Annotated in this window: 22 protein-coding genes; all 22 read right to left on the bottom strand. The window is 70.8% G+C overall.

What is annotated here, in order from left to right:
* Positions 1 to 181: 181 nt before the first annotated feature.
* The 22 genes from cysD to B086_RS0127705 all read right to left on the bottom strand — a co-directional run bounded on the left by cysD (position 182) and on the right by B086_RS0127705 (position 24,001).
* Entirely contained in the window at positions 182 to 1,114 is a 933-nt protein-coding gene (gene cysD / locus B086_RS0127600) for a sulfate adenylyltransferase subunit CysD (protein WP_018569667.1), read from the bottom strand.
* On the bottom strand, positions 1,111 to 1,692 hold the full coding sequence (gene cysC, locus B086_RS0127605) for an adenylyl-sulfate kinase (RefSeq protein ID WP_051115933.1): 582 nt from the start codon (positions 1,690 to 1,692) through the stop codon (positions 1,111 to 1,113). The genes cysD and cysC overlap by 4 nt, the downstream gene beginning before the upstream one ends.
* A gap of 19 nt (positions 1,693 to 1,711) precedes the next feature.
* Positions 1,712 to 3,013 (bottom strand): condensation domain-containing protein, encoded by a 1,302-nt coding sequence (locus B086_RS0127610; RefSeq protein ID WP_018569669.1) that lies wholly within the window; start codon positions 3,011 to 3,013, stop codon positions 1,712 to 1,714.
* On the bottom strand, positions 3,013 to 4,539 hold the full coding sequence (locus B086_RS40975) for an amino acid adenylation domain-containing protein (RefSeq protein WP_018569670.1): 1,527 nt from the start codon (positions 4,537 to 4,539) through the stop codon (positions 3,013 to 3,015). Before B086_RS40975 ends, B086_RS0127610 begins: the two co-directional genes overlap by 1 nt.
* Positions 4,536 to 4,811, bottom strand: a complete 276-nt coding sequence (locus tag B086_RS0127620) for a phosphopantetheine-binding protein (protein ID WP_018569671.1) — start codon at positions 4,809 to 4,811, stop codon at positions 4,536 to 4,538. The genes B086_RS40975 and B086_RS0127620 overlap by 4 nt, the downstream gene beginning before the upstream one ends.
* Positions 4,812 to 4,843: 32 nt before the next feature.
* Complete coding sequence (locus tag B086_RS0127625) at positions 4,844 to 5,227, bottom strand: VOC family protein (protein WP_018569672.1); 384 nt, start codon at positions 5,225 to 5,227, stop codon at positions 4,844 to 4,846.
* A 37-nt stretch (positions 5,228 to 5,264) separates the two neighbouring features.
* Positions 5,265 to 6,515: an MFS transporter gene (locus tag B086_RS0127630; RefSeq protein WP_026252829.1), complete on the bottom strand. Its 1,251-nt coding sequence runs from the start codon at positions 6,513 to 6,515 to the stop codon at positions 5,265 to 5,267.
* Between the two features lie 125 nt (positions 6,516 to 6,640).
* Positions 6,641 to 7,390, bottom strand: coding sequence for a sulfotransferase family protein (locus tag B086_RS40980; protein WP_018569674.1), 750 nt, complete (start codon positions 7,388 to 7,390; stop codon positions 6,641 to 6,643).
* Positions 7,387 to 8,475, bottom strand: coding sequence for a M20/M25/M40 family metallo-hydrolase (locus tag B086_RS40985; RefSeq protein ID WP_018569675.1), 1,089 nt, complete (start codon positions 8,473 to 8,475; stop codon positions 7,387 to 7,389). Before B086_RS40985 ends, B086_RS40980 begins: the two co-directional genes overlap by 4 nt.
* Positions 8,472 to 9,296 carry a [LysW]-aminoadipate kinase gene (locus tag B086_RS0127645; protein WP_051115934.1) on the bottom strand — a complete coding sequence of 275 codons (825 nt, stop codon included), beginning with the start codon at positions 9,294 to 9,296 and terminating at the stop codon, positions 8,472 to 8,474. Before B086_RS0127645 ends, B086_RS40985 begins: the two co-directional genes overlap by 4 nt.
* Positions 9,297 to 9,298: 2 nt before the next feature.
* Positions 9,299 to 10,309, bottom strand: coding sequence for an N-acetyl-gamma-glutamyl-phosphate reductase (gene argC, locus B086_RS0127650; protein WP_018569677.1), 1,011 nt, complete (start codon positions 10,307 to 10,309; stop codon positions 9,299 to 9,301).
* A complete protein-coding gene (locus B086_RS0127655) occupies positions 10,306 to 11,193 on the bottom strand; it encodes an ATP-grasp domain-containing protein (protein ID WP_018569678.1) in 888 nt (295 codons plus the stop codon). Before B086_RS0127655 ends, argC begins: the two co-directional genes overlap by 4 nt.
* Positions 11,186 to 11,353, bottom strand: a complete 168-nt coding sequence (locus B086_RS0127660; protein ID WP_018569679.1) for a hypothetical protein — start codon at positions 11,351 to 11,353, stop codon at positions 11,186 to 11,188. The genes B086_RS0127655 and B086_RS0127660 overlap by 8 nt, the downstream gene beginning before the upstream one ends.
* A gap of 85 nt (positions 11,354 to 11,438) precedes the next feature.
* Positions 11,439 to 12,368 (bottom strand): transketolase family protein, encoded by a 930-nt coding sequence (locus tag B086_RS0127665; RefSeq protein ID WP_018569680.1) that lies wholly within the window; start codon positions 12,366 to 12,368, stop codon positions 11,439 to 11,441.
* Positions 12,361 to 13,224, bottom strand: a complete 864-nt coding sequence (locus tag B086_RS0127670; RefSeq protein WP_018569681.1) for a transketolase — start codon at positions 13,222 to 13,224, stop codon at positions 12,361 to 12,363. Before B086_RS0127670 ends, B086_RS0127665 begins: the two co-directional genes overlap by 8 nt.
* Before the next feature lie 8 nt (positions 13,225 to 13,232).
* Positions 13,233 to 14,498 carry a DegT/DnrJ/EryC1/StrS family aminotransferase gene (locus B086_RS45700; protein ID WP_018569682.1) on the bottom strand — a complete coding sequence of 422 codons (1,266 nt, stop codon included), beginning with the start codon at positions 14,496 to 14,498 and terminating at the stop codon, positions 13,233 to 13,235.
* Positions 14,495 to 15,571, bottom strand: coding sequence for a BtrH N-terminal domain-containing protein (locus B086_RS44760; RefSeq protein ID WP_018569683.1), 1,077 nt, complete (start codon positions 15,569 to 15,571; stop codon positions 14,495 to 14,497). Before B086_RS44760 ends, B086_RS45700 begins: the two co-directional genes overlap by 4 nt.
* A complete protein-coding gene (locus B086_RS44765) occupies positions 15,568 to 16,152 on the bottom strand; it encodes a hypothetical protein (RefSeq protein ID WP_158679243.1) in 585 nt (194 codons plus the stop codon). Before B086_RS44765 ends, B086_RS44760 begins: the two co-directional genes overlap by 4 nt.
* Positions 16,149 to 16,727: a GNAT family N-acetyltransferase gene (locus tag B086_RS42105; protein ID WP_018569685.1), complete on the bottom strand. Its 579-nt coding sequence runs from the start codon at positions 16,725 to 16,727 to the stop codon at positions 16,149 to 16,151. Before B086_RS42105 ends, B086_RS44765 begins: the two co-directional genes overlap by 4 nt.
* 49 nt (positions 16,728 to 16,776) lie before the next feature.
* Positions 16,777 to 18,003 carry a cytochrome P450 gene (locus tag B086_RS0127695; RefSeq protein WP_018569686.1) on the bottom strand — a complete coding sequence of 409 codons (1,227 nt, stop codon included), beginning with the start codon at positions 18,001 to 18,003 and terminating at the stop codon, positions 16,777 to 16,779.
* Positions 18,004 to 18,111: 108 nt separating this feature from the next.
* Positions 18,112 to 20,763: an acyl-CoA dehydrogenase family protein gene (locus B086_RS42110; RefSeq protein WP_018569687.1), complete on the bottom strand. Its 2,652-nt coding sequence runs from the start codon at positions 20,761 to 20,763 to the stop codon at positions 18,112 to 18,114.
* 37 nt (positions 20,764 to 20,800) lie between these two features.
* Positions 20,801 to 24,001, bottom strand: a complete 3,201-nt coding sequence (locus B086_RS0127705) for a non-ribosomal peptide synthetase (protein WP_158690435.1) — start codon at positions 23,999 to 24,001, stop codon at positions 20,801 to 20,803.
* Positions 24,002 to 24,508: the final 507 nt, after the last annotated feature.

Consider the following 24,508-nt stretch of genomic DNA (forward strand, 5'->3'; position numbering starts at 1 on the left):
CCGTCCTGGCCGCGGCCGGCGGAGGCGCGTTCGACGGCTTCGAGCTGGTCGCTCAGGACGGACTTGGAGTCGTGCAGGAGGCGGCCGACGAGGGTGGACTTGCCGTCGTCGACGGATCCGGCGGTGGCGAAGCGCAGCAGGGTGGTGGCCGCGAGGTGTTCGGGTGTCACGGTGGTCATCTCTAGAAGTACCCCTCGCGTTTGCGGTCTTCCATCGCGGCTTCGGAGAGTTTGTCGTCGGCGCGGGTGGCGCCGCGTTCGGTGAGGCGGGAGGCGGCGATCTCGGTGATGACCTTCTCGATGGTGGCGGCGTCGGAGTCGACGGCGCCGGTGCAGGACATGTCGCCGACGGTGCGGTAGCGGACCTGCCGCTTCTCCACCTGTTCGCCCTCGCGGGGGCCGCCCCAGGCGCCCGGGGTCAGCCACATGCCGTCGCGCCGGAACACCTCGCGTTCATGGGCGTAGTAGATGGCGGGCAGGTCGATGTCCTCGCGGGCGATGTACTGCCACACGTCCAGCTCGGTCCAGTTCGACAGCGGGAACACCCGCACGTGCTCGCCGGGTGCGTGGCGTCCGTTGTAGAGGTTCCACAGCTCGGGGCGCTGGCGGCGCGGGTCCCACTGGGAGAACTCGTCGCGCAGCGAGAACACCCGCTCCTTGGCCCGCGCCTTCTCCTCGTCGCGGCGCCCCCCGCCGAACACCGCGTCGAACCGCTCCGTGCGGATCCTCTCCGTCAGCGGCAGCGTCTGCAACGGATTGCGCGTCCCGTCCGCCCGCTCACGCAGCACCCCCCGGTCGATGTACTCCTGCACCGACGCCACATGCAGCCGCAGCCCGTACCGCTCCACCGTGCGGTCCCGGTAGGCCAGCACCTCGGGGAAGTTGTGCCCGGTGTCCACATGCAGCAACGCGAACGGCACCGGCGCCGGCGCGAACGCCTTCAACGCCAGACGCAGCATCAGGATCGAGTCCTTGCCCCCGGAGAACAGGAGCACCGGATTCTCGAACTCCCCCGCCACCTCACGGAAGATGTGCACCGCCTCCGACTCCAGCGCATCCAGATGCGAGAGGGCGTAGAGAGGGCCGGTGTCCAGGTCGGTGTGACGGGAACTCATATCAGACGCCTTTCCCCCAGCAGGTTCAGCAGAGCCGACGCCGATTCGGCGACGGACTGCACATGTGCGGGTATGCGCAGATCAGGGGCTTCCGGGGCCTCGTACGGGTCGTCGACACCGGTGAGTCCGGACAGCTCGCCCGCGGCCTGCCGGGCGTACAGGCCCTTCACGTCGCGCCGGGAGCAGGTGCTCGACGGTGTGGCGACATGTACTTCCAGGTAGGGGGTGTGGGACGCCTGATGTCGTCGTCGCACCGCCTGCCTGCTGTCGGCGTAGGGCGCGATGGCCGGCACCAGCACCAGGACGCCGTTGCGGGCGAGCACTTCGGCGACCAGGCCGATGCGCTGCACGTTGGTGTGCCGGTCCGCGCGGGTGAAGCTCAGGCCCGAGGAGAGGGTCTCGCGCAGTTCGTCACCGTCGAGCACCTCCACCCTGCGTCCTGCGCCGCGGAGGTGTCCGGCCACGGCGCGGGCGATCGTCGTCTTGCCCGCGCTGGGCAGGCCCGTCAGCCACACCGTCGCACCGCACTCGCAGGCGCGCCGCTCCGGACCGGATCGCGGCTCAGTTCTCACCGGCATGTCGCTCTCCTTCTGGACGTCATCCGATCTCGGCCAGCCTGTCGAACAGGGTGCGCACCGGTACGTGAGGGTCGTCGGCGGCCGTCGACAGGGCGGTCAGCCACTGCTGGAGCATGTCGACCGCTTCGTCGGCGGTGAAGTAGTCCGTGGCGTAGTCCGCCCGTACGTTCCAGCCCTCGCCGTCGGCGACGACGTACTGGAGCCAGTCGAACTTCGCGGAGGCGCCCGCCACGTACACCCGCTCGCAGCGCAGTCCCGGCAGCGTCAGCCGGCTCGGGATCTCGTCGAGGACGAGGCAGATACGGCCCAGGTGCTCGCCGGACAGCACTCCCCGGGTGCGGGTGACACCGCCGCCGAGCATGGCGTAGGGCACCTGGCGGTGCCGCAGCACGTCCAGCGAGCTGCGTTTCGCGGCGGCGCACACCTCGGCGAACGTGGCCCGCGCGGGGACCTGGAACCGTACCGGCAGCAGGTCGGTCAGACAGCCGAAGACGTCGTCGAGGTCCGGTTCGCCGCGCCGGGACACCGGGATGCCGATGACGATGTCCTCGCCGTTCACCGCCGCCGCGGTGACGGCCGTGCAGGCGCTCATCAGCACGTGGGGCGTGGTGCGCAGCGTGCGGGCCGCCGCGCGGACGGCCCTGCCCAGTCCGGCGGGGACGGTGGCGCGCACGCAGTCGCAGTCGGGGCCGCGCCGGGCGGCCGCCGGGCGGATCCGGGGCGGCAGGTGGGTGAGCGGCGGTGCCCCGTCCAGGTAGCCGGCCCAGAAGGCGAGGTCCTGCGGTGCGATCCCGGCCGCCCGCGCCCGGACGGCGTGCTCGCCGAGTGTCAGGGCGGGCGGGGTGAGCTTCGCCGGTTCACCGCCGGTCTCCTCGGTGTACAGGGCGGACAGCTCGTGGTCGAGCAGTGCCAGGGAGGCGTCGTCGACGGCGATGTGATGGATCTGGAGGAGCAGCACGTGTTCGTCGGGCGCGTAGTCGTACAGCGTCAGCCTGGCCGGAGACACGGTCAGGTCGAGGGGGCGCCGGCCGGCCCGGCGCAGGGTGTCGTGCAGGTCTCCGCCGGGCCATGGGAGCCGTTCCAGGGGGACGGTGCCGGCCGGGTCGATGCGCTGTACCGCGCCGGTGTCGTCCAGCTCGAACCGGGTGCGTAACGCGGCGTGCCGTCCCACCAGCGCGGCCAGGGCGCGTTCCAGGGCCGGTACGTCGAGCGGTCCGGCGAGGTACTGCGCCCATGTCTCCAGGAACGGCGAGGGGTCCGGCATGAACTGTTCGGCGATCCAGAGCGCCTCTTGCTCGAAGGTCTGCGGGAAGGCGCGCATCACACCCGGCGCCTCTCCAGAGCGGGCAGGTCGACCTTGCCGTTCTCCCTGCGGGGCAGGTCGTCCAGTTGCTCGAACCTGCCGGGGACGGCGTAGGCGGGAAGCAGCGCGCCGAGGGCCGCGCGCAGCTCCCGCGGGGTCAGCTCGACGCCCTCGACGAGGGTGTAGACCAGCGCGATGTGTGCGACGGTGCCGCCCTCGTCCGTGCGCGCCACGGCGGCGCAGGTGCGGATCTGCGGGACGGTGGACGCGGCGGCCTCGATGTCGCCGAGTTCGATCCGGTTGCCGCTCAGTTTGATCTGCCGGTCCCGGCGGCCGTGGAAGTGCAGGACGCCGTGGTCGTCGAAGACGCCCATGTCTCCGGTGCGGTAGGCGCGGCGCCGCTCGCCCGCCATGTCCAGTTCCGGGAACTTCTCGCGGGTGAGGATGTCGTCGTTGAGGTAGCCCAGGGCCACCCCGGGGCCGAGTGCGACGATCTCGCCGCGTTCGCCGCGCGGTGCCGGTGAGCCGTCCTCGCGCAGCAGGATCACCGTGGTGCCGGGCACCGGCACACCCGCCGGGATGCCCGCGGGGGCGTTCCTGTCGTCGGGTCCCATCCGGTGGACCGTGGTGAGCATGCAGTTCTCGGCCGGTCCGAAGCCGTTCCAGAGGGGCAGCCCGGGGAAGCGCCGCAGGAACATCTCGACATGGCGGGGAGACTGCTTCTCGCCCCCGACGTAGAGCGTCTTCAGTCCCTCGAAGGCGTCCAGGTCCTCGTCGACGACCAGGTTGAACAGCGAGGTCGTGAGCCAGACCGTGTCGATCCCCTCGTCGGTGACGAGGGAGCGCAGCCGGCTGGGCATGAGGTGGTTCTCGTCGACGACGACCACGGCGCCGCCGGTGGTGAGCTGGCCCCACAGCTCGAAGGCGTACATGTCCCAGGCGGCGGGCGCGACCTGCGGGGTGAGGTGTCCGGGCCCGAAGCCGTCCAGGCCGCCCGGTCCGAACATCCGGGTGACCGCCCGGTGGGGTATGAGCACCCCCTTGGGGACACCTGTGCTGCCGGAGGTGAAGAACACCATGGCGGGATCGTCCAGGGCGGCGTGCACCGGCTCGAACCGGTCCGCCCGCGCGGACCCGGCGAGCGCGGTGAGGGGGACCGGGTCGAGGGCACGGGTGACGCCGAGGGGTTCGCCGCCGGGACGGCCGACGACGACCGGGCGGTCGAGCTGGCGGAGGATCGACTCGATGCGGGGGGCGGGCCAGCGCGGGTCGAGGGTGGCGTAGGCGGCGCCGCTCATCAGCACGCCGAGCTGGAGGGCGACCAGTTGGGCGCCGCGCGGTACCAGCAGCGGCACGATGTCGCCGGGCCGTACGCCCCATGCGGTGAGCTGCCCGGCCAGTGCCGCCGCCGCGTCGGTGAGGGTGCGGTAGTCGATGCGTTCGTCGCCGTGCACCAGGGCGAGGTCGCGGGGTGCCGTGGCGGCGTGCTCCATGACCGCGGCGTGCACGGTGCGCGGCGGCGGTGTGTTCGTCGGCTCGTTCACGCCGCACCGAGCCGGATCTGCTCGGCGAAGTCGGCCAGTTCATCGTGTTCGAGCAGCCATGCGGGGTCGACGCGGATGCCGAGGCGGCGTTCGACGCGGGCGCAGATCCGGATGGCCGACAGGGACGCGCCGCCGAGGTCGTAGAAGCTGTCGCGCCGGCCGACCCGGTCGACGTCCAGCACCTCCGCGATGACGGCGGCGAGCACCTCCTCCAGTTCGTCCGCGGGTGGCTCGTACTCGGCCTTGCACACGGCGTCGCGGTTCTCGGTCACGGGATCTCCTGTTCTCGTCTGGTCGGCTCGGCTCACGATTCCGTGGGTGCGTCGGTGTGCCGCGAAGCGGTCAGGATGCAGAACTCGTTGCCCTCCGGGTCGGCCATGACCACCCAGCCGCCGCTCTCCCGGAAGTCGGTGACCAGGCTCGCTCCCAGGGAGAGGGCGCGGGCCACCTCCTCGTCCTGCGAGCGGTCCTTGGGCCGCATGCAGAAGTGCACGCGGTTCTTCACCGTCTTCGCGTCGGGCACGAGGATGAAGAGCACCGTGTAGCCGTGTTCGGTGATCACGTAGCACTCGTCCGAGCCCGGCCGCACCCCCTCCTGCGGGGAGAACTCGGCCATTTCGCACCACCACCGGGCCTGCGCGTAGGGGTCGCGGGCGTCGATCGTGGTGTGGGACAGGGTCAGGCTCATCTGGTGCGCTCTTTCCGGATCCGGTGCGGTGTCGTGGTCAGGCGATGGGTTCGGCGGCGGTGGGGTGGACGGTCTGCTCGGCTTCGCGCAGCGCCCGGGTCGTGACGCGTGAGGCGAAGACGAGCGCGGCGAGCGCCAGTCCGATGCCGCACACCACGAAGGTGCTCCGGGGTCCCAGCCAGCGTCCCAGTCCGCCGCCGAGGAAGGCCCCGACGGGCACCGCGCCGAGCACGATCAGGCGGTATCCGGCGGTGGCGCGGCCGAGGAGTTCGTCGGGTACGGCCGCCTGGCGGAGCGTGCTGACCACGATCTGGTTCAGCGCCGTGGCGATCGCGGCGAAGAACATGAAGACCTCGACGAGGAAGACGTTCCCGCTGAGGCCGAGCACCACATAGCTGGCGGCGGGCACGAGCGCGGCGAGCCAGGTGACCGGTCCCCCGCCGATGGCCGGGACCACGCGTGCGGCGATCAGCGAGCCGATGACGGCTCCGACCGCCGGTACGGCGATGAAGATGCCGTACCAGGAGTCGGAGACGCCCAGGGGGCCGGTGGCCAGGAGGACGAGCAGGCCGCCGGTGGCGGACGAGAACAGGTTGATCGAGCCGGAGATGAACGCGACGCGACGCAGCAGCCGGTGGTTCCAGAAGTAGGACCAGCCCTCCTTGATGCTGCGCACGACCTCGCCCGGGGTGTGCTTGGCGCCGCTGGTGTCGCTCGCGGTCGGCAGCATCCGCGGCAGGGTGAACGCGGCCAGTGCGGCGAGGGCGAAGAGTCCCGCGCTGGAGGTGAAGACGAGGATCGCCGAGATCGCGAACAGGGCGGCGCCCGCGGTGGGCCCGACGAAGTTGTTGATGGCCGACTGGGTGGCGAACAGACGGCCGTTGGCCCGTTCGAGATCGCTCCGTTTGACCAGGCGCGGCGGGACGGTCAGGGCCGCGTTGTCGACCAGTGTCTCGGCCGTGCCGGCGAGGAACACGGCCAGATAGAGGATGGTGATGTGGCGCAGGTCGGCCACGAGGGTCAGGACCAGCAGGCCGAATCCGACGGCGCGGATCACATTGCCCCAGACCATGATGAGGCGTCGGTCGATGCGGTCGGCGAGTGCTCCGGACGGCAGCGTGAACAGCAGCCACGGCAGGAACTGGGCCACCGTCATGCCGGAGATGAGCAGGGGGTCGCGGGTCATCGTCACGGCGAGGAGGGGTACGGCGGCCAGCACCAGCCCGTCGCTGAGGTTCGATAGGCCCTGCGACCACCACAGCTTGGTGAAGCTACGGCCCAATGTCATGTCCGCTCCTCTGTCGTCCTTGCCGGTACCTGTTGCTCGTGTCCCACGCGCCGTGCGGCAGCGTCAATCTAGTGTCCTGAGCCCTGCCACGGACGGTGGTTGTGCCAGTCGAACTCGCTTGCTCCTCAAGGGACTTCGGGCTTTCGGTCGCCGTCCTTGCCCAGGGCCGCCGTGATCAGCTCGTAGTACGGCAACTGGTCGCGTTCGAAGGCGGCGGCGGTCCGCTCCAGTTCGTCCGGCAGGGGTCCCTTCCCGGCCGGGGCGGCTCCGAGCGCGCTGGACTCGCTGGCGCCGGCGTGCCAGCGCCCGGTCGCCCGCCAACTGGGCGGCGGCTCCTTGCGGAAGGCGAGCGACTCGGGCAGGAACGCGATGTCCATGGCCACGCAGTACCGCCGCATCTCCGCCTCCGGGTCACCGGCCACCCGGTCGCCGTCGACCAGGTGCATGGGCAGCCCCGAGGACGTCACGGTCGAGACGATGTCCCACAGATGTCCGAAGCCCATCGCCGCGGAGGTGGCGTCGGACTGCATCCTCAGGTGTGAGCGGACCGTGTCGCCGGGGTCGCGGACCATCGCGGCGTGCCGGCACCGCTTCAGGAAGGCCGGGCCGGCGGCGAGCCGGTCGAGGGGGAAGTCGGTGGTGTCCTTGAAGAAGACGGGCCGGTCGGCCGCCGCGTCGACGAGCGCGGCCATCACCTGCTCCTGGCCGGTGCAGGTGCGCCCGGCGACCTCGGCGGTGCCGAAGTCGCACACGCGCGAGAACGGCTCATGTATCACCAGGAAGTCGCCGCGCTCGTACATCGCGCGCTCGAACGCGGTCGACCGCGAGCGCGGTACGCACCACAGCGCCAGGAGGTCCGGCTGCCGCTCCGTCATGAGGCCGCCTCTCGGAGGGAGTTGTCCAGTTCGCGCAGGGCCGTGCGGAGGATCCGTACGCCGTCCAGGTACTCCTGGACCAGGATGTGCTCGGTGTCGGTGTGGTCCTGGTGGCAGTCCCCGGGACCGTAGGTCGCCATCGGCACCTGCCAGCTCCTGCTGAGCGTGTTCATGTCACTGGTGCCCGTCTTGAGCTTGTGGACGGGCCGCAGCCCTTCGAGGCGGATGGCGCGGGTCAGCGCGCGTACGCACGCCGAACCGCGCGGCACCATGACGGCGGGGACGTCGTACACCGGGACGACGTCGATCCCCTCGCCGAGGGTCGCCGAGACCTGCCGCAGCAGCTCCTCGGGCGAGAGGCCCGGGGGTGTGCGGAACACGAGGGAGCACGCACCGGAGAACGGTTCGAGGCGGCCGTCCCTGACGACCAGGCCGACGTCGCCGAAGTTCGCGTTGCCCCGGGTCCCGTAGGTGTCGAGGAGCCGGCCGAGCGCCCGTACCAGGATCTCGCCGGCCTTCGGCCCGGGGGTCGCGGTGTGGGTGCGCGGGACCTCGCACCGCACCTCGAACTCGGCCATCCCCTTGTAGCCGATGGTCACCGCCGACGCGCCGCTGGGTTCCCCCACGATGACGGCGTCGGGCACCGGCACGGTCGCGCGGACGTGTTCGGCGCCCCGGGACCACAGGGTCTCCTCCTCGACGACGCCCACCCAGTGGACGCGGATGCCGAGGTCGCGGCTGCCGAGCGCGGCGACCAGCATGGCCGCCAGCGGGCCCTTGGCGTCCACGGCGCCGCGGCCGCGGACGAGGGTCCCGGTGTGTTCGAAGGGGACGGCGCCCGGCACGGTGTCCAGGTGGCTGAGGAGCATGACCGTGCGCGGTCCGCGGCCGACCAGGGCGTGCACGTTGCCCGCCTCGTCGATGTGGCTCCGCGCGCCGTGTCCGGCCGCGATGTGCCGCAGCCGCTCGGCCAGGCGCCGCTCGTCGCCGGAGACGGACGGTGTCGCCACTGCCTCGGCGAGCAGTGCGACGGCTTCGTCGTCGGTCAACTCGCTTTTCTGGGTGCTGAGATGTTCGATCGTCACGGCGTGCCAAGACCCTTCCCGATGAGGGTTCCGCTCCCTCGTAGAGCTTTCGCGACGGGCGAGTCCACCCGTCCGTCACACACCTGAACCGCCTGTGCGCCGTTCTCCAGGGCCTCCACCGCGGCGGCGACCTTCATCCGCATGCCGCCCGTCAGCTCCGGCACCAGTCGTCCCGCCTCGTCGCGGCTCAGTGCGGCGATGACGGACGAGGGGTCGGCGGGGTCGGCGAGGACGCCCGGCGCGTCGGTGAACAGGAGCAGCCGGTCCGCCTGCCAGGCCGCCGCGATCGCGCAGGCCATCCGGTCCGCGTCGACGTTGGTCGCCTGCCCGTCGGCGGTCATGCCCGGGGGGCACACGACGGGGACCATGCCGCAGGTGTGCACCGCGTCCAGGACGGCGGTGTCCACGCCGGTGATCCGGCCGGCGAAGTTGTCGCGCACCACGCGCACAGAGCCGTCGAAGACCGCGCGCACGGCCGCCTTGCGTACGGTGCGCACCAGTCCTCCGTCCATTCCCGACAGGCCCACGGCCGTCACACCGCGGGCGGCCAGTTCCGAGACGATCCGCGCCTGGGTGCGGCCGCGCATCGCCATCATGAGCGCGCCGAGCGTCCGCTCGTCCGTGTAGCGCGTGACCATCCCGTCCGGCGAGCGCAAGGTGCGTCGCGGCAGCCCGAGTTCGCCGAGGGTGTCGTCGATGTCCCGGGAGCCGCCGTGCACCACGGTCACGCGGTGGCCGCCGCTCAGGGCGGCGATGTCGTCGGCGATCCGCGCGCTGTCGTCCTGGAGGCTGCCGCCCCACTTCACCACGAGTCTCATCATGTTCACACCGGATGCAGGCCGGGAAACGTCAGACCGCACGTCTCCGGAAGACCGAGCATGAGATTCATGCACTGGACCGCGCCGCCCGCGGCTCCCTTCATGAGGTTGTCCAGGGCGCCCATCACGAGCGCCCTGCCGCGGTGGTCCGCGACGATCCCGACATCGCAGTGGTTCGAGCCGAGCAGGACCTTGGGGTCCGGGTAGCGGTAGGTGCCGCGCGGACTGTTCACCAGGCGGACGAACGGCTCGGCGGCGTAGTCCTCGCGGTACATGGCGAGCAGTTCGCGTTCGCTCACCTCGCCGACGGCCACCTTGGTCACCGTCTGCACGCCGCGCACCTGCGGTGTCGCGGTGACCGTCATGGAGGCCCCGACACCGAGCGCCTCGACGACCTCCGCCTCGTGCCGGTGGTCGAACGGCGCGAACACCCGCAGCACACCGCTGCGCAGCGCGTGCGAGTTGGCCGGGCCGCTGGAGGCGCCGGAGCCGCTGCTGCCGGTGCGCGCGTCGATCTGCACCTCCTGGAGGAGGCCGCGGGCCGCGAGCGGCGCGAGGCTCAGGATCGCGCTGGTGGCCATGCAGCCGGGGACCGCGACCCGGTGCGCGTCGGTGATCTGCTTGCGGTGGAGTTCGGGCAGGCCGCGCACGAAGGCCCTGGCGTGCTCCCCCTCGCGCCGCCAGCCGTAGTAGCGCTCCATCAGGGCGCCGTCCTCGATCCGGAAGTCGGCGGTCAGGTCCACGATCTTCGGTGCGAGCGCGGTCGTCTCGTCGAGGATCTTCGCCGTGGAGCCGTGCACCCCGGCGAGGAAGACGAGGTCGGCCGGTTCCAGGTCCGCGCACCTGCTGTAGCGCAGTCCGCTGCCGCGCAGCGGCGGGTGCGCGCTCTCGACCGCCTTGCCTGCGTGGGTGTCCGAGGTCACGGCGGTGACCTCGACCCCGGGATGGTGGACGAGCAGGCGCAGCAGCTCGCCGCCCACGAATCCCCTGCCGCCCACCACCGCGACGCGCTTCATACGGGCACCTTCACATCGGTCGGCTCGGACACACATGCCTCCACGATCCGCGCGGCGACATCGACACCCGTCGCCCGTTCGAACCCCTGGAACTCCACGCGGGAGTTCACCTCCAGCACCAGGTGGTGCCCGTCCGCGCCCTCGACCAGGTCCACCCCGGCGATCCGGGCGTCCACGGCGGCAGCCGCCCGGACGCACAGCCGCTGGATCTCCTCGTCCGGCGGGTGCTGCTCCACCGTCGCTCCCCGGGCGACGTTGTTGCGCCAGTCGCCGCCCGCCCGGACGATGACGCCCACGCAGACACCGTCGACCACGATGCCCCGGATGTCCGGCGCGCCGGGTCTCACCGCTTCCTGCACGATCACCGTCCGCGTGACGGCCGAGGGCAGCGCGGCGCAGTGTTCGAGCACGGCGTCGGCCGCGTACCGGTCGGTGATCAGGCTGACCCGGTTGCCCCACGACGAGCTGAGGGGCTTGACCACGGCCGGGTAGCCGACCGTCTCGATCGCCTCCCTCCCGGCTTCCGGGGACGGCGCCAGCAGCGTCGTCGGGGTGGGGATGCCGAGCTGCCTCAGCCGTACGTAGGTGGACCACTTGTTGCCGCACACCCGGCTCGCGGTCGCGCCGTTCACCGGATACGCGCCGAACGCTTCCAGTGACTCGGCCGTGAGCGCCGCGCGCTGGCTGGAGATCTCCCGGTTGAGGACCCGCATGCCCCCGAGCCGCTCGGCGTCCCGCGGTGCGAAGGACAGGGTGCGGGGGTCGAGCCGGACCGCGGGGATGCCGCGGCGCTCCAGTTCGTCCAGGAGGCGGCGCTCCTCGTAGCGGACGGTGGACAGGAGGATCCCGACCGGCCGCGGCCGTCTCCCCGGGCGGTCACTCACCCCAGTCCTCTTCGGGCTCGGGCGCGATCGCCAGGGCCAGCGGGGCCGTCGACTGGATCTCCAGTTCCGCCGCGCACCCCGGGCAGCTCACGATCTCCCCCTGATAGCTGTCCGCCGGTATCTGCAACGGGCCGGCGCAGCTGACGCACTGCGTGTCCATCTCGTCTGTCCCTTCTCGAACGGTTCTCGGACGGTTCTCGGTGGGTTCTCGGTGAGTTCTCCGTCGGCTCTCGGTCGGCTCTCGGTCACCGCGGGCCGGTGACGGACTTCAGCACCTGGCGGAGGACGGAGTCGGCGGTGAGCCCGCCGGCCTCCAGCAGGGACGCGTGGGTGCCGGGCGGGAGGAAGCCGGTGACGCCGATCGGGAGCCACGGGATGCCGCGGGCTCCGACCGCCGCGGCGAGCTGCGCGCCCATTCCGCCGGAGGTCCACGCCTCCTCCAGCGTGACCAGCAGACGGCACTGTCCGGCGAGGGCCCGTCCGGTCGCGGCGGCGGCCTCCTGGTCGACGGTGTGGGCGTTGACCACCTGGGCGCTGTGTCCCTCGTCGGCCAGGGCATGGGCGACGTCCAGGGCCGTGGAGAGCATCTCGGGTCCCGTCGCGACCAGGGCGATGTCGCGGCCGGGCCGGACCACCTGGGGTACGCCCAGTTCCGGTGCGGGCACGCCCGCGAACAGCGGCGACGCCTTGCGGCCGAGGCGCAGGTAGGTCGGGCCGTCGTGACGCAGGCACTGCTCCAGCAGCGGCGCCGTCTGGTGCGCGTCGGCCGGGACGACGACGCGCATGTGGGGCAGCGCGCTCATCAGGGCCAGGTCCTCGGTGGCGTGGTGGGTCGGCCCCAGCCAGCCTCCGCTGGCGCCGCCGTGGGTGCCGACGATGCACACCCGGCGCCGCGGATAGGCGATGTCGAGCTTGATGAACTCGAACGCCCGGCTGACGGCGAAGGCGCCGAACGTGCAGACCAGCGCCCGCCGTCCGCAGTGCTCGGCACCGGCGGCGAGCCCGATGGCGGCGTTCTCCGCTATGCCGACGTTGAGGTAATCCATCTCAGCTGTCGGTTTGACGCTGCCGGTGTCGGTGTCGACGACGAGTACGCCGTGCCGTACCGCGAGTTCCGGCAGGGCGTCCGCGAAGGCGGCGCGGGTGCTCGCCCGCTCCGCTGTGACCTCAGGCATGGCCGGGCGCTCCCTTCGTGCCGCCGGGCGGGGCCGTTTGGCGCAGTCCGGCCAGGACGCGTGCGCGTTTCGCGGTGTCGAGCCGCACGAAGTGGGAGACGGCCCGGCCCGCGAGGACACCGGTGCCCTGTGCCTTGACCGTGCGGCAGACCACCGCGGTCGGCCCGTCCGTCTGCGCCGCCTCGTCGAAGGCCGCGCAGAGGGCCGCCGGGTCGTGCCCGTCCACCTCGACGGTGTGCCAGCCGAAGCCGTTCCACCGGTCGGCCACGGGCGCGCCGGGGCTCACCTCGCCGACGGCCCCGGTCTGCTGGAAGCCGTTGACGTCGATCACCGCGACGAGGTTCCCGGCGTTCAGGGCGCGGCTCACCTGGGCCGCCTCCCACACGGATCCTTCCTGCAACTCGCCGTCGCCGAGCAGCACATAGGTGCGGGCGGGTGTCCCGCCGCGCCGACGCTGCGCCCAGGCGGTGCCGTTGGCGAGGGCGAGGCCGTGGCCGAGGGAGCCGGTGGCGAACTCGACGCCGGGGACGGCGGCGTTGCCGTGGGTGGCCAGCCTGCCGCCGGGGCGGCAGAAGGTGCCGATCTCCTCCGGTGCGATGAAGCCGCGCTCGGCGAGTACGGCGTAGAGGGCCATCGCCGCGTGCCCCTTGCTCAGGACGAACATGTCCCGCTCGGCCCGTCCGGGATCGGCGGGGTCGACGTTCATCGTGTGGAAGAACAGCGCCACCAGGATCTCCACGCAGGACATCGATCCGCCCAGGTGGCCGCCCTCGGGGCCGGAGCACATCTCCACGATGTGCTCCCGGACGCGGTGGGCGCGGGCCGCGAGCTGTTCGCGGGCCGCCGGCTCGTGCACGGATCTGGTCAGCGGTCCGCACCTTCCGCGAGTTCCGCCAGGACCTTCAGATGCGACCAGACCTTCTCCAGGACATCGGCGAAGTCCTGGAGCAACGGCCCGGCGTCGGGCGGCAGATGGCGCTGCTGGAGGGTGAAGCTGCGGTCGACGACGTCCTGGGTGACCGGCCACGAGCCCGGCTCCTGGGGGCATATGGACCGCAGCGCGGGCTGCTCGGGGACCGGCATCATCTGGTACCTGGTCGCCGGCAGGCCCTCGGCGCGCAGGGCCCGGATCAGCAGGTTCCGCGCCGTCGCGGTGTCCACGCCGGGCAGGAGCCGGCCGAGGTCGACGACGAACCGCAGGATGTGCCACGCGTGCTCGTGGCCTTCGGGCTCCGCCGGGCACAGCAGGCCGTCCAGGTGCTCCAGCCGCGCCAGGAAGGCGGCGACATTGGACCTGCGGGCCGCGTGGTACTCCTCGAACCGCTCCAACTGGCTGGCGGTGTAGGCCGCCTGGACGTTGCTCAGCTTCGCGTTGAAGCCGAGCCGGTGGCTCACGTACCGCCGGGGGCGGTCCGCGCGGATGGTCTCGCCGAACTGGCGCAACTGGACGATCCGGTCGGCCACGCCGTCGTCGTCGGTGACGACGAGTCCGCCTTCCCCGCAGGTGGGGAGGTTCTTCGTCATCTGGAGGCTGAAGGTGGCGGTGTTGCCCGAGGCGCCGCACAGGGTGTCCCGGTACCGGGCGCCCTGGGCCTGGGCGGCGTCCTCGATCACCACGCAGCCGTGGCGGCGCGCGATGTCGCCGATCGCCTCCATGTCGGCGCTCAGGCCGTGCAGGTGCACCGGGACGACGGCCTTGGTCCGCCCGGTGATCTGCGCGGCCAGGCTCCGCGGTGACATGGTGAAGGTGACCGGGTCGACGTCGGCGTAGCGGGGTGTCGCCCCGACGTGCACCACGGCCATCGCCGTGGCGACGAAGGTCAGCGCGGGGACGACGACCTCGTCGCCGGGGCCCACCCCGTGTGCCAGGAGGGCGAGTTCGATGGCGGTGGTGCCGTTGCTGACGCCGACGCAGCGCCGTACGCCTAAGTAGTCCGCCCAGGCTCTCTCCAGCCGCTCGACGGCGGTCGGGCCGCCGGTGCGGTCGGAGACGAAGACATTCGAGTCCAGGACCGAGAGCACCGCCGCGCGGTCGGCGTCCGTCGTCCTCGGCCAGTCCACCGGCGCGAGCGTACCCAGTACGGGCTCGCCCCCGGTGAGCGCCAGGGTGTCCGCGGCTGCGCCGTTCATGAGGCGTCCGTCCGTTCCGTCGACAGGGCGAGCCGCCAGTCGACGGCCAGTTGTTCGTAGGCGTGCGACAGCTCTTCGCCCCGCCGCCGGATCAGTTCCGGTGCCCCGGGGGTGTGCGCCGCGTGCGCGCTCAGCAGCCGCACGTTCGACCAGGCGGAGACGACCCGGTCCGCCGAGGCCGCGACCTCGGCCAGATGGCCGGGGCGCGTACGGAGCGCGCACTCCTGGGCGAACCGCCCGTGCAGGTACGCCTGCGCCTGCATCGCCCAGCCGAAGGTGTACGCGGGCCGCAGCCGGGCCGGGTCGGCGCTGTGCTCGTCCAGCCGCTCGACGAACCGGCGCAGCCCGCTGCGGCCGGTCCAGACGCGGTCGGCGGGGCCTGCCGTGCCGGTGTCCCACCGGTCGAGGTTGCCCCTGAGCGCCCGTACGACCTGGTCGTCGGTGAGCGGTCCCGGTTCCGGCCGCACCTTCACCGTCAGCACCCGGCCGCCGATCTCCCGGCTGGAGAAGAACACGTCCTGGGTGTCGGTGGGGTTGCCGGACGTCCAGCTCTCCACCAGGTGTTCGGCGGCCAGCCACCCCTGGAATCCCGGTGGTTGGGCGTCGGAGACATAGAACTCCAGCTGTCCGCCGCCGGTGCGCCGCCAGGCGGGCACCACGACGAGGTGGGCCGCGTGCACATCGTGGTAGGCGGGGCGGAAGGGCAGATGGTAGTTGTCCACCGCGACGATGACGGCGGCGTGCTCCTCGATGAGGCCGATCAGGTCGTCGGCGTCCTTCCCGGACGTCCAGGCCGACTCCACGTCGTGGTAGGGGCACAGGTCGGCCGCCACACCGCGGCTGCTCTGCGCGGGACGGTAGAACTCCTCGCACATGACGTCGTCGGGCGCGAACGCGAACTCGCAGGCCCGGCCGAGCACTTCGACCGGCCGCAGACCGTGCTCCAGCAGGATGCTGCCGAGGGTGGTCTGTAGACAGCTCAGCGGATCCTCGTACCACTGGGGGTAGGTGCCGGTGGTGCCGTCCCACCGCGGAGCGCGCAGTGCCGTCCCGGTCGTACCGCTCGCGTTCACGACTGGTCCCCTTCGTCCGCCGGCCGGCCGTCCGCCCGCCGGCCGACCAGCGTCATGGCGAAGAGGTGCACGGCCGGGTTCTTGGGCAGTGACATGGCACCGAGCGGCTGCCGGGAGGTGATCGGCACACGTTGGCACCAGAGTGTGATACCTATGCGTTCCTGCACGTGGTACGGGTAGTGGATGACGTCGGTGCGCAGCGCGAGCTCCTCGCCGTAGCCGGACCGGCCCTCCCACAGGTCGGAGAGCGCCAAGTGGTCGCGGTCCACCGAGCCGTTGGTGAAGTGCCAGGTGAGGACGTCTCTGACCCGCCGCTCGCCGCAGCCGATGACATAGAGCCAGTCCCAGCGCCGCTCGGGGACCGCTATCCGCTGTCCCGAGCACAGCACGTTGTCCGGGCCCCGCCCGTCGAGCGGTGCGCTGCGCAGCGGCACACCGTCCACGACGGCCTCCAGCGGCTCGCTCCGCGCCGGGAGCGAGTTCCGCCAGATGTTCAGCCGTCCGTCGGCGAGATTGTCGGGTGTGGTCGCCGCCTGGTTGTTCAGGAACGGCTCCAGCACGAGCATCTTGTGAACTGTCAACGGAGATCCTTCCGTACCAAGGCTCTGCGCTGTAGGCGGGGTTCGACGACGGTGAATCCGCAGGATTCGAAGGTGCTCACCCGGCCGTGGAAGCTGTGGCGGTCGAATGCGGCCCCGGGATCGCGGTCGTCCTCGGGGAATGCCTCGATGAATTCCGCCTTCTCGTCCCGTGCCCACTGGACCGCCCGGTCGACGAGCACCTTCACCAGTCCCCGGTGGCGGTGCTCACGGGCCAGGTAGAGGCACACGATGGACCAGATGCGCTCGGGGTCGTCACCCTCGACCAGCTTCGCCGCCCGGGATCCGCGCAGCCGCGGGAAGGCCGCCCGGGGACCGGCCCCGAGCCAGCCGACCGGGACGCCGTCGACCGAGCCGAGGACGCCCACCCGCTCGCCGGACGTGACCAGGTCGCGAAGCCGGTCCCGGCGTGCCGCCGTGCCGCAGCCGGAGCGCTCCTTCGATGTCATCCGGAAGTACGTGCACCAGCAGTTCTCCACGAGTCCTTTCGGTTCGAAGAACTCGCTGACGGCGGGCCAGTCGTCCGGTCCGACAACAGTGGTGACGAATTCACTCATCAGTTCTGCCTTCCGCGGTTTCTCAGTCGACCCGGCCGGTCATTCCCGGTCATTTCCAGGTCACTGTCAGCGGCAGACACACTACGCCGTTCAAGAAGTTCGAGATGAGATGTCCGGGATCTCCGCCGAGCGACACGGAACGGACATTCTTCCGCCAGAGATCGAAGAATATCCGCATGCCGAGGGCGGCGACGTGCTGCCCGATGCAGCGGTGCACTCCGACTCCGAAGGCCAGGTGCTGGTTCGGGGAGCGGTCCGGCAGGAAGGCGTACGGCTCCTCGAACACCGCCTCGTCGCGGTCGGCCGAGGCGATCCAGGCGGAGACCAGCGAACCGGCCGGCATCTCGGTGCCGGCGAGCACGGTGTCGGCGGTGGTGCGCCGCAGGACGTGGTTGACGGGGCTCGCCCAGCGCAGTGCCTCGTCGACGAACCTCTGGTCGGTGCGCTCCTGGCGGGTGAACCACGACCACAGATCGCCGTCGCTCGCCAGGAGGATCAGCGTCTGGTTGATCGTCTGGGGCACGGTGGGGTTGGCGCCCATGAGGAACGCGTACGCGTTCAGCAGGGCGACGTCCCTGGCCTCGTCGCCGACGACCTGGGCGGTGACCGGGCACCGTCCGCTCACCGTGTCCCCGGAGGGGTTCGCCTCCAGCACCTCGCCGAGGACGGTCATGATCGTCGTGTGCGCCTCGAAGAGCTCGAACCGGCGCTGGTACTCCGACCCGGCCGGGTCCGCTCCCCCCATGGCGCGCACCGTCGCCCGGCCGGTGACGGTCCACTCCTGCTGCGGGATGCCCATCAGCTGCCCGGTGATCGTCATGGGCAGGGTGACCATCGCCTCGCAGAAGTCGAACGACTCCCGGCCGCGCACGGTCTCGAACAGCTCGGACATGCGGTCCGTGATGCCCTGTTCGAGGCGCTGTGCGGCCGGCACGGTCATCAGCGGGGTGAAGGCGCGTTTGATCTCGGAGTGCAGGGGCGGGTCGGTGAGGTGGATCGCCGCGCCCGCCGCGACGTCCCCGTCCCCCCGTACGGTGAGCATGGTGCTGTACGCCGAGGAGTACGTCCCGGGATCGCCCAGGACCTCGCGGACGTCGGCGTAGCGCGTCGCCGCGTAGAACTCCTGTCCGTCGGGGGTCCACTGGCGGTGCAGGCCGCCGCTGTCGCGCAGTTCCTGCCAGACCGCGTGCATGTCCCGTTCGGCGTACTGCGCTTCCTCGTAGACGTCCGGCGACGCCGTGTCCGAGGGCTCGGGGCCTTTGAGGGAGACTCGCATCGGAAGACCGCCTTCGCATGGGGGGTGAGGTGACGCGGACACTGCTCGTGCGTTCCGGCCGGGGCCGGGCTCGCCGGCGGCCCGCTCGCGGCGGCTGTGCCGCCCGGGTCATCCGTCCGCCACCATGCCCTCGTGGTCCAGGAGTCCCATGTTCTGCGCGCACTTCATGTAGAAGCGCGAGGCGACCGACCACTCAGTGATGCCCTGGGCGCCCAGCACCTGCATGGCGCCGCGCACGACGCGCACCAGGACGTCCTGCTCCACCAGTTCGAAGCGCCGTACGGTGTCCTCGTCCGCGTCCCGCGCGTGCTCGGCGAGTTCGTGGAGCCGCGCGCCCAGGGCGGTCAGCTCGGCGTAGCCGCGGATCAGCGGGAACATCAGGGAGTCGTGGTCGACCAGGCGGCGGCCGAACTGCTCCCGGGTGACGGCGTGTTCCCACGCGGTGCGGAAGAGGCCGATGCCGAGGCCCAGGACGTAGGCCGCGTGGCGCAGCCTGCACGCGCGCTGTGCGCACGGGCCGTGCGGGGCCTGGGTGCCGCCGTCGCCCGCGAAGTGGTGCGGGGTGTAGGCGTTCTCGTACCCGAGGTAGCCCATGGCGAGGCTGATGCCGCAGCCGGCAGTGAGTCCGAGCCCGAGGCCGCCCTCGTCCTCGGGGCGTTCGACCAGGTCGAAGCCGAGGTCGGTGAGGGTCTTCGCCAGTGCCTCGCGCCGCTCGTCCGAGTGGGCGAACAGGGGCTGGGCCTTGATGCGGGCGCCCTCGGGTTCGAGGACCTCCACGACGGTGTCGACGAGGTCGCCGCCGAAGCGGTGCAGGATCTCCAGGCAGCGCCGGGAGCACTCCTCCTTGAGATCCGCCGAGAGGGTGGACAGCATCATCTCCGACGTGCCCGCGGACAGGGTGAGTCCGGGTGACTCGGTCAGCGCCGAGAAGAGTTCCTCGTGGACCAGGTCGTCCGCGCCGGGCGCGGTGGCGAGGGTGCTCCAGCGGCGCAGCACCTCGTGCCCGACCTGCTGGCAGGTCTCGCTGGTGTACAGCTTGGCGACGGCGGTGTCGGTGGCCCTGACGTCGGCGCGCAGGAAGACCTCGGTGGCCGCGCGTGCCAGGGTCGTGGCGCACTCGACCTGGCCCTCCAGCCGTCGCAGCCGCTCGGAGGGGGCGGTCGTGGCGTACAGCGCCTTCAGCCAGCGGGCCGCCCTGACGACATGGTCGATGCCGGTGCGTTCGATGGCCAGGGCGCCGTCGAGCAGGGCCCAGCCGCGGTCCTCCTCGCCCACCCGGCGCCAGCTCTCGACCTCGACGTCGTGGAGGCGTACGCGGCACATCCGTTCGCGTTGCACCGTCTCGACGAGTTCCACGCTCACGCCGTCGGCCGCCAGGTCGATGACGAAGAGGGTGATGCCGTCGTACTTGTGCCCGTCCTGTCCGGTGCGCGCGGCCACCAGCGCCGAACCCGCGATGTCGCTGTAGATGCTGAACACCTTGACGCCGTTGAGGACATAGCTCTCGCCCCGGCGTTCCGCCCTGGTCCGCAGCGCCGCGAGGTCGCTCCCGGCGCGTGGCTCGCTGTAGAGGACGGTGGCGAACTCCTCGCCGCGGGCGATGCGCGGGAGCAGTTCGCGCCTGAGCCGTTCGGAGCCGGACTTCAGGACGAAGTTGCCCACGATCTGCACGGTGAGCGCGTACACCAGGTCCGGCAGGCCGGTCGAGGAGAAGCCCTCGAAGAGTTCGATGGCGCGGCGTGTGGGTGTTCCGGCGCCGCCGTACTCGCTCGGCCAGTCCGGGGTGAGCAGTCCGCGCCGGCCCAGTTCCCGGTACGCCTCGGTGATGGCGTCGGGGTCCATCCGCCGGGCCCTGATCACGAGGTCGCGCCAGTGGGGCGTGTCCACGAGCTGCTTCAGCGACGCGTGCAGAGCGGTCTCGTCGGCCTCGGCCGCCGGGTCGTCCGGGTGCGGGACGGCTGCCGCCGCGGCCGGGGGTTCGTCCCGGACGGCCCGTTCGATCGCGGCGAGGTTGCCGTCGTCCCGGAGCAGGCCGTAGTGGTCGCCGGGCAGGTCCTCAAAGCGCACGCTGCCCGAAGTCACCGTGCGCCAGTCGCACTTGGCGGAGTCCACGGCGCGCACGGAGACGACGTCGAGGTCTCCCGGTGTGGGCTCCCACTCGCAGATGAGCCGTCGGTTGTGCTCGAAGATCTCGAAGCGCTCGGTGAACGTCTCCAGGTCCATGTCGAGTGCGGCGGCGGCCTCCGCCCGGGTGTCCGGCGCGCTCTCGCCGTCGTGTCCGCTCAGTCTGGACACGTCGTCCACGAAGGCCCGTACCGCGTCGCCGGGTGTCCAGCGCGGGTAGACGCCGCCCGACCACGTCGAGTCCAGGAGCACCACCCTGGGACGGCGCCCGCGGGCGGCGAGCAGGCAGGCGATCTCCCAGGCGAGGGCGCCGCCGAAGGACCAGCCGCACACCACGTCGACCTCGGGTCCCCGGCCGGCGAAGCTCTCGACGTAGCGCCGGGCCAGTTCCTGCATCGACGCGGCGGGGCCGCCGTCGCCGGGTGTCCTCGCGGAGGCTTCGAGGCCGAAGCACCGATGGTCGCCGAGCCGTCTGACCAGCGGCTGGTAGGCCAGCAGACTGCCGCCCACCGGGTGGGCGAACAGGAGCACCTGGCCGGAGGAGTCCGGCCGGCTCAGTTCGATGAGACTCGTCGTGTCCGCCCCCGCCGATCTCGTCCGGAGATAGGCGTTCAGGCGTTCCCCTTCACGTTGCATCACGTGTTCCCTGCCCTTGTGGTCGATGTCCGGCTGCTCACTCGGCCAGGAGTCGGGAAACGTCCTCTTCGGACATCTGCTCGATGACTTTCTCGAGTTCCTCGGGGGGCAGTCCGGCCAGCCGGGCCCGTTCCACCTCCAGGGCCATGCTCTGCACGCTGGAGTCCGCGAAGAACGCGGCCAGGGAGATGTCCGTGGCGAAGATCTTCTTGATCTTGGAGACCAGTTGGGCGGCCTGCAAGCTGGTCCCGCCCAGGTCGAAGAAGCTGACGTTCTTGGCGAAGTCGGTGCGGCCGAGGATCGGGCCGAACGCCTTGGTCAGCATCTGCCGTTCGACGTCGCTGAGCCGCTCCTCGGGCTCCGGCTCGGCGGTGGTGTCGACTCCGGGCAGGGCACGCTCGTCGATCTTCCCGCTGGCGTTGATGGGCAGTTCGTCCAGCACCAGGAAGGTGCTCGGCACCATCGTGGAGACGAGATACCTGCGGCAGTGCTCCCGCAGCGCCGTCTCGGACACATCGCGCGCTCCGCCGGTGGCGCAGTAGGCGACGACCCGCTTGTGGTCCTGCACCTGCTGGACCTGGACGTACACGTTGCGGATCCCGTCGAAGGCGCGGATGACGCTCTCGATCTCGCCGATCTCGATCCGCACGCCGTTGATCTTGACCTGCTTGTCGGCGCGGCCGACGTAGACGAGGCGGCCGTCGCCGTTGAGCCGCACCAGGTCACCGGTCAGATAGAGGCGCGCCTCGGGGTCGACGCCGACGGGGTCCTGGATGAACCGCCGCCGGTTGTCCTCGTCCCGGTGCCAGTATCCGGCGGCCAGTCCGACGCCGCCGATGGCCAGTTGTCCGATGACTCCCTGCGGCACGGGTGTGTTCTGCTCGTCCAGCACGTACGCGACATGGTTGTCCATCGGGGCGCCGATGGGCAGGGCGGCGGCCGACAGCGGCTCCTTCAGCTCCTCGACGATGCTGGTGACGGTGCACTCGGTGACGCCGTAGCCGTTGAAGATGCGTCGGCCCTTGCCCCAGGCCCGGACGAGTTCGTGGGAGAAGGCCTCACCGCCCACGAACACGATGCGCAGATCGTCCAGCGGGGCCGGGTCGAGCAGTTTCATGACCGACGGCGGCAGGTCGGTGACCGTGACGCGGTGCTCCTCCAGGAACCGCTGGACGCCCGACATGTCCAGGCGCATCGCGGACGGTACGACGTGGAGCGAGGCGCCGGTGAGCAGGGCGCCGAACATCTCGAAGACCGAGACGTCGAATCCGCAGGACGCGTAGCCGAGGAACCGGTCCTCAGGTGTGAGTTCGAACAGGGTCCGGACGTTGCGTATGAACCCGAGTATGTTGTCGTGGCTGACGAGTACGCCCTTCGGGGTGCCCGTGCTGCCCGAGGTGTACATCAGGTAGGCGATGGCGTCCCCGCCCGGGGCCGTGCCGGGGGTGTCCGCCGCGTCCGGGAGCCCGGCCGGCAGCCGTGACTCCAGGTCGGGTGCGACCCCGGCCGTCGTCGCGTCGCAGACGACGAGCCGCAGTTCGGCGTTGTCGATGATCGCCTCGATACGACCCGGCGGATTCATCGCGTCGACCGGCACATACACGGCGCCCAGTGCCAGCAGCGCCAGTACGGTCGCGGGGAAGTCGGGTGACGGTGTGAGCGCGACGCCCACCCGGTCCCCGGCGCCGACGCCGTGCGCGGCGAGGTGGGCGCGGATCGCCTCGGCGCGCCGCCGCAGCTGATCGTAGGTCAGTTCCTCGTCGGGGGTGCTGACGGCCACGCGCTGCGCGTGTGTGTCCGCGATCTCACAGAAATGTGTGAAGACATTTCCGGTGGGCGTCGGGACCGTGCGTCCGCTGCCGAAACGCCGTTGGATTTCGCGGGATTCCTCGTCATGGGCCCAGGACTGCCGCAGACTGAGGTCGGGAAGGGAGATCGCCCTGCGCAGAATTCCGACGAATACCCGCTGCATGGTGTCGATCGTCGCCCGGTCGAATATATCGGTGTTGTACCCGATATTGATCTCCAGATCCGGGCCGTTCTGCGTGACGGTCCAGGACTGGAAGAACTTGGCGCGCGAGGTCTCCGGTATTTTCTCGTCGGCTTTGATGCCATCGAGCCGGAGCGGCTCCGCCCACTCGTTCATCGTCAGCGTGTACTGGAACAGGGTGGAGCGCGAGGGGTCGCGTGTGACGCCGGCGCCCGCGATGATCTCCTCCAGCGGGAGCTGTCCGTGCGCCTGGCCGTCGCGGAATCGCCGCTGAATTCCCGCGAGACATTCCTTGAAGGTCTCGTCGGGATCGATACGGCAGCGCAGCGGAAGCATGTTGATGAAGAAGCCGACGGTTCTTTCGCACTCGACTTCGGAGCGGTTCGCGGTGGGCATTCCGAAGATGACGTCCTCGGAACCCGAGTACCGGTGGAAGAGGCAGGCCATCGCCGTGGCGTAGACGGTGATCGGGGTGGTGGACAGCGACGAGGCGAGATCGTTCACCTGTGCCGCGAGCCCCGGCCAGATGCTCTCCTGCGCGGAGCCCTCGTAGGTCGCCTCGGGCGGCAGCGGGCGGTCACCTGCAATGTCCATGACATCAACATGGCTGAGTGTGTCCGCCCAGTAGTCCGCGCTCTCCTGCCAGGCCCCCGCGCTCATGCGCTTGCGCTGCCACTCGCTGAAGTCGGCGAACTGCACGGTGGGGGGCTCGATCTTGGGGGTGGTGCCGGTTCTTCGGGCGTTGTACTCCTGCTCTAACTCCTCGAAGAAGATCGAGGTCGACACCCCGTCGAAGATGATGTGGTGGACGACGAAGCCGAAGTAGTGCAGGTCGTCGCCGACGGTGACCAGAGCGGCCCGCCACAGCGGGAACCGCGTCAGGTCGAGCACCGTGTCGCCGAGTTCGGCCATGAGCCGCTCGGCCTCTTCCTCGGACTGCGCGGACTTCCGCTCGACGACGATCTCCGGGCTCTCCACGATGCCCTGGAAATACTCGTCGTTCTCCACGAGGACATAGGTACGCAGCGCCTCGTGCCGCATGATGATGCTCGCGACGGAACCGGTGAGAGCGTCGACGTCGAGATCGCCTTCGAGACGGAACAGGAATCCGACGTTGTAGGTCGACATTCCGGTCCGTAACCGGTCGACGAACCACAAGGTGTTCTGCGAGTACGAGAGGGGGACGTTGTTCCGGTCCTGACGGGGACGCGGTCCGTCGGTGACCCGGGCGCGTGCACGTGCCAACATGCTTGCGAGTGACTGCTTCTTTTCCGTCGCGGTACCGTCATGCACTGAACTCACACAAAGCTCCCTTGACGTCAATTGGCGATACAAAGCAGCAGTTCTGCGGTATTTCAGCAGTGCAGGCACGTGATCGTGCAACACGAGGCACGTCCGACCCCGGCGCATACCCTGCCCCACGGACACCAGGCGGTCAAGGCAGCCAGGAATGTAAGATCCTGCGATCGGACTTGTAAAAGTTCCATGGTTTACCCGGGTGATTGGGTATCGAACGGCCCGGCGGCGCGGAGCGGTGCGCGACGGATTTCAAGATCCGCCTGCACCCGGTACCGCTTCCGCTTCCGGAACGCCTCCGTCGAGTCTTCGCTGATGCGGCCGGATCTCTGTGCGACGGAGGGAGAACTCCGGCCGTCCGCTTCGCTCGCACCGGGCCACGGCCCGGCGGGCTCCCCCCTCCGGCGCCGGTCCCGCCGTCCGCGGGCGCTCGGCCGAGCGGGCCGTGGACGGCCGCGC

The organism is Streptomyces sp. PsTaAH-124 (genome assembly GCF_000373685.1).
Lineage (GTDB): Bacteria > Actinomycetota > Actinomycetes > Streptomycetales > Streptomycetaceae > Streptomyces > Streptomyces andamanensis.

What these genes read in the sequence shown, in the direction of transcription:
- cysD (WP_018569667.1), bottom strand. Translation starts at nt 1,114, where the DNA reads ATGAGTTCCCGTCACACCGACCTGGACACCGGCCCTCTCTACGCCCTC.
- cysC (WP_051115933.1), bottom strand. Translation starts at nt 1,692, where the DNA reads ATGCCGGTGAGAACTGAGCCGCGATCCGGTCCGGAGCGGCGCGCCTGC.
- B086_RS0127610 (WP_018569669.1), bottom strand. Translation starts at nt 3,013, where the DNA reads ATGCGCGCCTTCCCGCAGACCTTCGAGCAAGAGGCGCTCTGGATCGCC.
- B086_RS0127625 (WP_018569672.1), bottom strand. Translation starts at nt 5,227, where the DNA reads ATGAGCCTGACCCTGTCCCACACCACGATCGACGCCCGCGACCCCTAC.
- B086_RS0127630 (WP_026252829.1), bottom strand. Translation starts at nt 6,515, where the DNA reads ATGACATTGGGCCGTAGCTTCACCAAGCTGTGGTGGTCGCAGGGCCTA.
- B086_RS40980 (WP_018569674.1), bottom strand. Translation starts at nt 7,390, where the DNA reads ATGACGGAGCGGCAGCCGGACCTCCTGGCGCTGTGGTGCGTACCGCGC.
- B086_RS0127645 (WP_051115934.1), bottom strand. Translation starts at nt 9,296, where the DNA reads ATGATGAGACTCGTGGTGAAGTGGGGCGGCAGCCTCCAGGACGACAGC.
- argC (WP_018569677.1), bottom strand. Translation starts at nt 10,309, where the DNA reads ATGAAGCGCGTCGCGGTGGTGGGCGGCAGGGGATTCGTGGGCGGCGAG.
- B086_RS0127660 (WP_018569679.1), bottom strand. Translation starts at nt 11,353, where the DNA reads ATGGACACGCAGTGCGTCAGCTGCGCCGGCCCGTTGCAGATACCGGCG.
- B086_RS0127665 (WP_018569680.1), bottom strand. Translation starts at nt 12,368, where the DNA reads ATGCCTGAGGTCACAGCGGAGCGGGCGAGCACCCGCGCCGCCTTCGCG.
- B086_RS45700 (WP_018569682.1), bottom strand. Translation starts at nt 14,498, where the DNA reads ATGAACGGCGCAGCCGCGGACACCCTGGCGCTCACCGGGGGCGAGCCC.
- B086_RS42105 (WP_018569685.1), bottom strand. Translation starts at nt 16,727, where the DNA reads ATGAGTGAATTCGTCACCACTGTTGTCGGACCGGACGACTGGCCCGCC.
- B086_RS0127695 (WP_018569686.1), bottom strand. Translation starts at nt 18,003, where the DNA reads ATGCGAGTCTCCCTCAAAGGCCCCGAGCCCTCGGACACGGCGTCGCCG.
- B086_RS42110 (WP_018569687.1), bottom strand. Translation starts at nt 20,763, where the DNA reads ATGCAACGTGAAGGGGAACGCCTGAACGCCTATCTCCGGACGAGATCG.
- B086_RS0127705 (WP_158690435.1), bottom strand. Translation starts at nt 24,001, where the DNA reads ATGTTGGCACGTGCACGCGCCCGGGTCACCGACGGACCGCGTCCCCGT.